Annotated in this window: 7 protein-coding genes; 6 read left to right on the top strand and 1 reads right to left on the bottom strand. The window is 38.9% G+C overall.

The window, feature by feature from the left end; translation table 11 throughout:
* Positions 1-665: 665 nt before the first annotated feature.
* The 6 genes from A4R26_RS32550 to A4R26_RS32525 all read left to right on the top strand — a co-directional run bounded on the left by A4R26_RS32550 (position 666) and on the right by A4R26_RS32525 (position 7,938).
* Positions 666-1,367, top strand: coding sequence for a thioesterase II family protein (locus A4R26_RS32550; protein WP_081171090.1), 702 nt, complete (start codon positions 666-668; stop codon positions 1,365-1,367).
* Entirely contained in the window at positions 1,360-1,998 is a 639-nt protein-coding gene (locus A4R26_RS32545; protein WP_081171088.1) for a 4'-phosphopantetheinyl transferase family protein, read from the top strand. The genes A4R26_RS32550 and A4R26_RS32545 overlap by 8 nt, the downstream gene beginning before the upstream one ends.
* Complete coding sequence (locus tag A4R26_RS32540) at positions 1,998-4,364, top strand: penicillin acylase family protein (RefSeq protein ID WP_081171086.1); 2,367 nt, start codon at positions 1,998-2,000, stop codon at positions 4,362-4,364. The genes A4R26_RS32545 and A4R26_RS32540 overlap by 1 nt, the downstream gene beginning before the upstream one ends.
* 7 nt (positions 4,365-4,371) lie before the next feature.
* Positions 4,372-4,755: a hypothetical protein gene (locus A4R26_RS32535; RefSeq protein ID WP_081171084.1), complete on the top strand. Its 384-nt coding sequence runs from the start codon at positions 4,372-4,374 to the stop codon at positions 4,753-4,755.
* Positions 4,756-4,992: 237 nt separating this feature from the next.
* Positions 4,993-6,015: an LLM class flavin-dependent oxidoreductase gene (locus tag A4R26_RS32530; protein WP_081171082.1), complete on the top strand. Its 1,023-nt coding sequence runs from the start codon at positions 4,993-4,995 to the stop codon at positions 6,013-6,015.
* Positions 6,016-6,288: 273 nt separating this feature from the next.
* A complete protein-coding gene (locus tag A4R26_RS32525; protein ID WP_081171080.1) occupies positions 6,289-7,938 on the top strand; it encodes an MBL fold metallo-hydrolase in 1,650 nt (549 codons plus the stop codon).
* A gap of 135 nt (positions 7,939-8,073) precedes the next feature.
* Here A4R26_RS32525 and A4R26_RS32520 read toward each other — a convergent pair.
* Positions 8,074-8,851, bottom strand: a 778-nt coding sequence (locus tag A4R26_RS32520) for a ligand-binding sensor domain-containing protein (protein WP_207625873.1), incomplete at its 5' end; no start/stop codon positions are given.

Below are 8,851 nucleotides of genomic sequence, written 5' to 3'. Positions count from 1 at the left end.
AGTACCTCAAGTTGTCAGTTATTAAAGAAAGCATGGATATGAATAATTTTGGATTATGACACCTAAAATTACAGGCCATACTTTCAGAAGAAATAATTATAACACTTTACTGTACTGTGGATGATATGCTGCCTGGTCTGAGACATTATGAAAATGCAAATGTTTAGGTAAGTGGCAGTGAAGTGATCACAACAGCTTTTGTATCCTCCCTTTAGATAACCCCCGTTACGTTATGAAGATGAAATGTTATGTTCGCAATATGCTGAACAAATCAAGGTCATACGCATCAGCTGTTCAAAAATCCTGTAGGGCTAAGTGTTTCGTAGATAAACATGCCTGCTATGCGCAGTATTATTATGGTGTCAGAGTACAGGTAATGCCCCTTAATGGTATACATGTAGCATTTTCTGGTCCGGGAGAGTGAACATGACAGTTAGGCTTTAGGTAAACTGCCCTTTTGATGTAGCTCCTGAAGGCTGCATTACCATGGATAATCTTCGACCGTGCCCGATTGATTTGCTGAAAAACAAACCGGCGGCTGGGTGGGGCTAACCGATACGTCTGCTTTTATTTCTTAATTTTTCCCGGTCAATAATGAAATTATATCAAATGGATGATGGGACATCAACATTGGAAGCCCTTACCATCCTGTGAAAAAATGTAAAATGATATTTGGAAAAAATATGCAGGTTTTTTTGTTGCACTTTTCTGGAGGAAGCGTCAATTCATTCAACTTTTTAAAACCCTTCTTACCAAAATATTTTGAATTCCATCCGTTGGAATTACCAGGGCGGGGAAAAAGAATTAAAGAAAAATTATTGTCTGTCGAATCAGAAGCAATTGATGACTTAATAAATCAAATTAATTCATTAAGAAATAATAAACCTTATATAATTTTTGGTCATAGCCTCGGGGCCCAACTGGGCCTCAGGGTTACCAAAAAACTGGAAGAACTGGGTGATTCTCCGAAGAAACTTATTGTAGCCGGAAACGCTGGTCCGGGGACTGGTAATATAGATAAATGCCGTTCTACAATCAGTGACGAGGAATTAAAAGAAGAACTACTCAGCCTGGGTGGTGTTCCCAAAGAAGTATTGGAGAATGATGAACTATTTGGCTTTTTTTCCCCGATTATGAGGTCTGACTTTAAAATATTGGAAAAAGGGGAACCCTTGGAAGCCGGCTTTAAATTGAATACACCTATTGTTGCGGTAATGGGAGACAAAGAAGAAACGGTAGAAGACATCGAAAATTGGAGAAATTTCACTACTGGTACATTTAAGTCCTATATACTGGAAGGTAATCATTTCTTTATACACGATCACCCGGCTGAACTGGTAAGAATCATAACAAATTCCTATGATTGATCTCTGGTATCTTGATACTATAAATATTGGCCAGCCTGATATGGAAAGGATGCTAAAGTCGCTGCCAATTGAGATAGCCAAAGAAATTATGCGCTATCGAAATCATCAGGATCGATTACTTAAATTGTTTAGCAAACTAATTGTGAAAAAATATTATGAATGCTCTACTGAGAAGTTTTCCTGGTCAAATTGGCGAACAGCTGCGGGAGGGAAGCCTTTTTATTCCGGGGGGAAAAAATTTAATATTTCTCATTCGGGTAGTTTTGTAACAGTGGCATTTTCGGAAAAAGAAATTGGATTAGACATTGAAAAATGCGCGGATTTTGATATCGCTTCTGTCATCGACTACCTTCATCTTCAGGAAAAAAAATTCATTGTTGACGCTAATAATTCACGTGATGCCTTCTTTACAGTATGGACCCGTAAGGAAGCTTATCTGAAAGCGAAAGGAGTTGGAATTACAGAGGGCTTAAACCATGAAAATTGTCTTGAATCTTCAGTAGGCATTGAAGAGAAGTGGTTTTTAACATCTTTACCGATCGCGACGGATTATAAATTAGCGGTTTGTTCGCAGATACCAGATAGTCAAATTAATCAACTGGAATTAGATCCAACCATATTCTATCACTAATGAATAAAATGTCAGTTAAATTTCTTTTTCCATTAGTGGCCTTGATAATGCTGCTAATAGTGTTGGACAGAAAAGTGTTTATGGTACCTCCCCTGGGTACTTTTCTGAATCCATTCATTGGCGTTGTCCAAAATGAACATACTTCCAACAGGAATAAAAAGGTAAACCTTGAAGTCAGCCAGAAAACCGAAATAGTTTTTGATGACAGGGCTGTTCCTCACATTTTCGCCGGCAATCAAAAAGACATGTTTTTCGCGCAAGGATATGTTTGCGCGTCAGACCGGTTATGGCAAATGGATTTTATGTCTTATATATCGGCTGGAAGACTGAGTGAAATTTTCGGTAAAAAATTCTATGTGCATGATGTGATAAAAAGAAGAGAGGGCATGTCGAACGCTGCCTTACGCACTTTAAAATATATTGAAAATGATCAGGAAACAAAAAGAGCACTTGACAGTTATACGGCTGGCGTAAATGCCTGGATTAAAAGTTTGTCATATGCAGATCTTCCCGTTGAATATAAGCTGATGGACTATACACCAGAACCATGGACAAACCTGAAAACTGTTTTGATCATGAAGTATGTGTCAGCTGATTTATCCGGCTATGAAGAAGATGTTCCCGCCTCATTTTTGGAAACGGTTCTCGGATCGGAAGAATACAATAAGCTGTTTCCAAATTATTATGTAAAGAAACGTAAAGAAGGCTTTGGCATTCAACGAATTTTAGACTCCCTTCCCGTAAATGAATATATTAATTCTTCATTTCTTGAATCATCTCCGGAAATACCTACAGGCGATTTCAATCCCAATGTAGGAAGCAATAGTTGGGTAGTTGGCCCTAAAAAAAGCAAATCGGGATTCGCTTTGCTATGTAGTGATCCGCACCTGAATCTTTCATTCCCATCTATTTGGTATGAACTGCAATTGAAGTCGGATGAACAAAATGTCTATGGGTATTCAATACCAGGTGTTCCGGGAGTGATAATAGGATTTAATGACAATATTTCCTGGGGATTAACAAATGGTTCGGATGATGTTCGCGATTATTATAAACTTGAGGTCAAGGACAACTATTCATACTATAAGTATGATGGGAAATGGATTAAAACTGACAGCATTATCGAAGAAATAAAAATCAGGGACGATACATCCTTTTTAGATATAGTTTATTATTCAAAACATGGCCCTATACTTTCCGATTCCCGCGCTGGAGATCCGGAGTTAAAAGGCTATGCTTTAAACTGGACATTGCATGACCCTTCGAATGAAATTTTAACCTTTATCAGACTTAACAAAGCAAAAGATTATACGCAGTTCAAGAAGGCTATTGAATATTACAAATGCCCTTCACAAAATTTCAGCTATGCTGATGTTACGGGAAATATCGCGGTTCATCATCAGGGGAAAATTCTGGCAAAAAAATGGAAGAATCAGGGTAAGTTCATCATGGATGGAACCAGGTCTGATCAGTTTTCCACCGACGCATTGCCACTGGATAAGTTACCCTATACTTATAATCCGGATGAAGGCTATGTGTATTCAGCAAACAACAACCCCTATAAGAGCCCTAATTCGCCAATAATTTATGGGCATTACAAGGAATTCAGAGCTGATAAAATTGACTCCTGGTTGTCGGCCAAAGAAAAACTCTCCATTGACGACATGAAAACGATGCAGATGGATAATACAAACAGGCTGGCTGAGGTAGCTATACCTGTTTTCTTACAAAAAATGCCTTCGGGTGAAAGTAAGCATTTGCAGGAGTTTGCTCATTGGGATTATAAATATAACAAGGATTCCAGGATAGCACAGCTCTTTGAGATCTGGTGGACCAAAATTAAAATTAATACATGGGATGAATTACTCAGGTATAAGTCTCATAAAATGCGGCTGGATGATCTGGTATTGCTTGATATGATTTGTAACGATCCGGATAATAAATACTTCGATCTGCTTTCCAGCGAAAAAACAGAGAATGCTTCTGATATTATTGATATTTCATTTAATCAAATGCTGAAAGACACCACCACTGGTTCGAACTGGGGGAATTTGAATAAAATAAATATTATGCATTTGTCCAATCTTAAAGAATTCAGCAAGACAGGAATACCCCTGGGAGGACATCCACAGGCATTAAATTCCCTTTCCAAAAAATGGGGGCCTTCGTTAAGGATGATCGTAGAAATGAGTGATAAACCGAAAGGATATGCTGTTTACGCGGGAGGTCAGTCAGGAAATCCGTCATCGGATGAATATGATCGCTTTATTGACGCCTGGGAAAACGGCCGTTATTATGAGCTCAAATTCTTTAGTAATATAGACGAAGGAAATGCGCAAGCAAAGTATAAGTGGTCACTACAATAGATCAACAATGAAAAAAATAATAACCTTTGCGATATTATTTGCTGTTTTAATCTTCATGGGCTTATTCGATTTTCTTCCGTGGTGGAGCTTTTCGGTGCCTGTCTTTTTATTAGGAATGCTCCTTCCACTTAAAAAATGGAAAGTTTCTCCCTTTTTATGGGGATTTATCGCGGGTTTTATGGCCTGGCTTTTATCCACTATTTATTTCGAGCTGATTTACGACGGGGAAATAATGAAGTCTGTGGCCAACGTCATGAAAGTAAAACCCTATTTATTACATCCCGCGATAGGGCTTATTGGAGGACTTCTAACGGGATTGGGATTGTATTCAGGATATCTTTTAAGAAATGGCAGAGAGATTCTTGAATTGGAATTACCGAAAATCAAATGATGAATAACATTTAACTGCATCGCGGATTATGCTATGAAAAGATTCTTCTTTCATAGCCACATCACTGGAAAATACAGGTAGCTTCCGGCTTTTGTGTGGTTGTTTACATTCCTTACTTCGCATAATTGCTCTTTTAATAGCTGAGTTTCCAGGCTTTGTATGCTGTAACGGCTGTTGCAGAAAAAAAGTAGAGAAGAGGCTAACCGCTTAAAATAACTAATATTTAAACTTACATCGATGGAAATCGGAATTGATACTTTTATTGCGTCTGGAGAAGGAGGAGTTGTGGAAAGCAATGAACGCGCAATTGAAAACTTACTTGAGAGAATAAAGTTCGCGGACGAAGCTGGTTGTGATGTATACGGCATTGGTGAACATCATGGTAAAGACAGGCTTGATTCGGCACCTGTAGTACTAATGGCAGCAGCGGCGTCAATTACAAATCGAATACGTATTACAAGTGCTGTAACCGCGTTAGGCACAGTTGACCCTGTGAGATTATTCCAGGAGTTTGCCACATTGGATTTAATTTCAAAAGGACGTGCTGAAATCGTAGCAGGCAGAGGCACCTCCCCTGAGGCGTTCCCATTGTTTGGACTTAATATCAAGGATTCTGCAGAAATATTTTCAGAAAAACTTGACCTTTTACTTAAAATCCGGGATAGCGATGTCGTTACCTGGTCTGGCAAATTCCGCACTACCCTGAACAATACAGCCGTGTACCCCCGCCCGTTACAACCATCCTTACCAATATGGCATGGCGCTTTACGAACACCAGCCTCTTTTATTCGTGCAGGCAAGCTTGGACTGCCCTTAATGGTAGCCATCATTGATGGCCAGATAGACCAGATAGTTCCTCTGGTGGCGCTCTACAGGGAAGCTGGTGAAGAGGCCGGTTTTAAAAAAGATCAATTAAAGGTTGGATTACACTCAATGGGATATGTGGCAGAGACCACCGAGCAGGCGATTAAAGAATTTTATCCTGGCTGGTCCGATTCCATGAGCAAATCGCATGGTTTGCTAAAGAGTCTTACACGCTTCGAAATCGATTTGAAATCAAAAGGAAGTGCCCTATTGGTAGGAAATCCAGAGGAGGTAGCCGCGAAAATTCTCCGGTTGTCAGAGGCACTTGGCGGAATTTCCAGATTTTGTTTTCAATTGGATTATGCCTTGTTATCGCACGAAAAATTATTACAATGCATTGGGCTGATCGGAAACAAAGTTATTCCTATAGTAAAACAAAAATTATCTAAAACATAATATTGACTTCGGATAGTCATAGCGCATAGGCCAACAACACTGAATATGAGAATTGTCAATGATCCTGAAAAATAATTAGTTATCTGCACTGAAGATAATATTGGATTACGGAAACCTGAATAGACGATATTTTGGCAATAAATACTAACTTAGAACAACATGCGGATAGTCAAATTAAAGTTTCATGATATTTCCAATGATTAATTTAACTTCCCTTTGATAATAAATTACTACCGTTCAACAACAATTGTAAATTAAAATAAACCTCAACTTATGAACGATTGTCAAAACAAATATTACCTGAAACCAAATGTGGCACTTGAAGCGCTGTTTGACAGATGGTATGCCTGGTCACATTTAATTTCTCCAGCTACTGCTGCCATGAACGTCAAGGACAGGCATTTAAAAATTATGGATTCTTATATTAAAAACCCAAAGATTCATGCGGCGGCGGTTAAAAAACCTGAAATGCTTGGAGGGCCATTTATTGATTATGATGGTAAAAGGGTTGATGAAATAAAAAACTTAGCAGATCAGATAAGAGATAAAAGAGCCCGGCTATTAGCACTCGCAGATGCAGTGAATGAATTGAATGAGCTTTTACTTGGGCACGCTAAAGGGTATTCTCTTAAAACTTTATACGAAAAGGTCCCTGACATATTAAAGGGCTATGTTGAATTATACTATGATTTAAATGACCAACCAAATTTCAGGTTCTTTGAAGCGCTGCTGTATAAAAGTGAATTCTATGATGATTCACCTCAATCAATTGCTCTTCAGCTGGTAGAATCTGATAAGCAAAGAAGTTTTGTATTGAGTACACCCAGGCTAGATGATGAACATATTATTCATGCGGAAATTCCATTCAGTCATCCCATTATTGATCAGTTGTTCAAAATGAAAAGAACGCCTGGTGATTATTCTGAAATCAAGAAAATTTTAAAAATAAAACCTGAGCAGGAAACATTATTTGACAGCTTCTTTACTTTAAAGGTTCCTGAAAAATATGAACAGTATTCAGGGCACGGAATCAGGACAAGATACTTTGGCCATGCCTGCGTATTAGTTGAGACCAATGAGATCTCACTTCTGGTTGATCCGGTGGTTAGCTACGATGGCTATGAGAATGACGTACCCCGTTTTACAACCGAACATCTCCCGGACCAGATAGATTATGTTTTGATTACTCATAATCACCAGGATCATGTTTTGTTTGAAACGTTACTTCAACTCAGACATCGGATAAAGCACATAGTGGTTCCATCTTCAGGAAAAGGAAATCTACAGGATCCCAACCTGAAATTGATGTTCAAAAATATCGGATTTGATAATATTATTGAATTGGATGACATGGAGTCGGTCGAGTTGGATAGATGTGTGATCACCTCTCTCCCATTCTTAGGAGAACACTGTGACCTCGATGTAAGGTCCAAGCAATGTGTTCATGTTAATTTGCATAATAAATATAAAGTATTATTTGCGGCAGATTCTCAGAACATTGAGCCCAAATTATATGAAAAAGTACATGCTATTGTTGGCAATGTTGATGTGTTGTTCTTAGGAATGGAATGTGATGGGGCTCCATTGTCCTGGTTGTACGGGCCACTTTTACCTAAGAAGGCGGATCGGGACAAAGATCAGTCCAGGCGATTGGCTGGTAGCGATTGTAATGAAGGAATGAGTATTGTAAATCAATTCAATCCAAAAGATGTCTTTGTTTATGCAATGGGTCTTGAACCATGGTTGGAATTTATCAGTTCCATCAGGTACACTGATGAATCAAGGCCAATAGTTGAATCAAATCGTTTAATAGAAAAATGCAGGGCCATGGGCATATCCGCGGAACGTTTGTTTGGTGAAAAAACTATCGAATACATTGACTATTTGGAATACCAGGAACAGTCCGAGGCGGTCAGTGCATAAACAAATAGATATGGAAGTACTACCTGCCCTTCGATTTGGGCAGGTAGCCACCTGATGGAAATATAGATTTCACATTTTTTGGAAATAATATCGATCGATACTAATTGATAATGATTTTAAAATCAGCAATACATATTATTTTTGACCCGCTGCACTATTAAAGTCCGTGATAATCTTTCCATCATAACGATGCACTCCAATCTCTTTTCCCAAACCTCCAAACCAAATGCTCCCATCGTTAGCTTCCACAATCCCCAGCAAAGCTGGTCCTCCTGACTTGATTTCTGTTACAGTGGGCATTTTATCGTACAAAGATTTTGCATCATAACGTGATAGTGCCCAAACTTGCCCATCGGGAGGATTTACGGGACCAGTAGTCCAGATGTTTCCTTTTTTATCTTCGATGATAGCATAAACACCCCTCTGACTAATTTTAGTAAAGGTATTGCCGTTATAGCGCCAAAGACCATCGACGTCACCGAACCAAATGCTTCCTTTTTTATCTTCGGTTATACCCCAAACGTTCCTGAACCCTTTGCCATCTTTATTGGTGAGCGTGATAAATGTCTTTCCATCATAAACACAGGCATCGCCACTTGTGCCAATCCATAATTTGCCAGTTTTGTCTTCCACGACACTATGAACACCGTTATTAGGCAGTCCATCTTTCGTTGTAAAATTTCGAAAAGATTTCCCATCATATCGGCTTAATCCACCTCCTGTGCTGATCCAGATATTACCTGCTCTATCCTCATAAATATAAAGAGCTATATTACTGGCTAGCCCATCCTTTGTTGTAAAATGCTGAAAGGATTTCCCATTGTAATAAAAAACACCCGAATCTTTGGAAGCGAACCAAAGATTTCCTTTTCGATCTTCCAGCACATCCCAGAAGCAGGGCGAAGGTATTCCG

The organism is Niastella populi, assembly GCF_002078015.1.
In the GTDB taxonomy this organism is placed as follows: Bacteria; Bacteroidota; Bacteroidia; order Chitinophagales; family Chitinophagaceae; genus Niastella; species Niastella populi.
Note: the sequence above shows the minus strand (reverse complement) of the source record. Positions and strands in the feature narration are given on the sequence as shown.

Coding starts and splice junctions, on each gene's coding strand:
- A4R26_RS32540 (WP_081171086.1), top strand. CDS start 1,998: ATGAATAAAATGTCAGTTAAATTTCTTTTTCCATTAGTGGCCTTGATA.
- A4R26_RS32525 (WP_081171080.1), top strand. CDS start 6,289: ATGAACGATTGTCAAAACAAATATTACCTGAAACCAAATGTGGCACTT.
- A4R26_RS32530 (WP_081171082.1), top strand. CDS start 4,993: ATGGAAATCGGAATTGATACTTTTATTGCGTCTGGAGAAGGAGGAGTT.
- A4R26_RS32535 (WP_081171084.1), top strand. CDS start 4,372: ATGAAAAAAATAATAACCTTTGCGATATTATTTGCTGTTTTAATCTTC.
- A4R26_RS32545 (WP_081171088.1), top strand. CDS start 1,360: ATGATTGATCTCTGGTATCTTGATACTATAAATATTGGCCAGCCTGAT.
- A4R26_RS32550 (WP_081171090.1), top strand. CDS start 666: ATGATATTTGGAAAAAATATGCAGGTTTTTTTGTTGCACTTTTCTGGA.